This window comes from uncultured Campylobacter sp. (genome assembly GCF_938045405.1).
Lineage (GTDB): Bacteria > Campylobacterota > Campylobacteria > Campylobacterales > Campylobacteraceae > Campylobacter_B.
In genome coordinates, this window is sequence record NZ_CALIMW010000175.1 from 1 (window position 1) to 1,152 (window position 1,152).

The following is a 1,152-nucleotide window of genomic DNA, read 5'->3' on the forward strand; positions in this document are numbered from 1 at the left end:
ATTGCATTTAAAATTTTAAAATTTAGAGATTTTAGAAATTTTAGTTCAAAATTTTACGCTTAAAATTTTAAATTTAGAGATTGTAAATTTAGCGCCCGCAGCAGGGCAAAATTTTGATTTTTATCGGCGCGAGCCTACGTCCACAACTATTAAAATCAAAATTTAGCGCAACATGAACGGATATGTCCGCGACTACGAACTTGAGAGGCAAGAACATAAAAGCGTAACGTAAGCGCTAAAAGAGGGCGTCCTGTACTGCGGTCTTGCGAGATACAAACGCAAGCCGCGAATTTCGCCGCTCACGCAAACAGCAAAGCAAAACTAGCCGCGCCGAGCAGTATTTTACTACCAAAGCGGGCCGTATAGAAACATATTCTGCCGCCAAAGCGAGCTGTAAATTTAAACTGCGTTTCGCCGCCTAACCACAAACCAAATCCACGCGCCAAATCCTACCGAGCTGCGCAATAAAATTTGACTTTCATTTAGCCAAAACTTCGCACGCAAAGCCACGATAAGCAAGATCAGATAAATTCCTTTTCCAAAGGCTGCATCGCGTTGCCGTCTGCGTCAAAAAGCACCCGCCCACAGACCTCGCAAACCTCGTCTCTAGGAGAGGGCTCGTCCGCGTCCAGCTGCCACGCCGACATCTCGCCGCACTCGCAGTTTATGACGTAAAGGATCTGCCTCTTGCGGCGCTTGCCCCATGGCGCGATGCCCCAAAATAGCTCCTCGTGCTTTGCTAGCTTTTTAAAATCTTTCTCGGCGTCCTTGTGCGCGACGAGCAAATAATAAGCGTCGCTATGAAGATCCAAAGTAAAGAGCCTAAAATCGCTCTTCTTCAGCGCCTTTTGAAACTCGTTCATCAAAAATAGGCTCGCATCACCGCGCTCGAAACCCTCTTTTTTCGCTTTTTTTTCGAGCCTTGCGTAAATTTTATCGCACTTTATAGCCACACCGCTTTGCAGCGCACCTAGCCTAGAGCTGATAAATTTGCCTACATCGCCCGTCTCGTCCTCGCCTGCCCAATCAAGCACCCGCACGAGCCCTTTTGCGATAAGCGCATCCAAAAACTCGCCGTCATTCATCTCGCCCGTTTTCTCAAAACCGCCCGTATCGCCCGCCGTCAAATGCTTTAGGACGTAGCACTGATCT

The 1,152-nt window shown here is 47.6% G+C and carries 1 protein-coding gene; it reads right to left on the bottom strand.

Going from position 1 to position 1,152, the window contains the following annotated elements:
* Window positions 1–521: 521 nt before the first annotated feature.
* A partial coding sequence (locus Q0140_RS06815) for a hypothetical protein (RefSeq protein ID WP_297963133.1) occupies window positions 522–1,152 on the bottom strand: 631 nt, incomplete at its 5' end.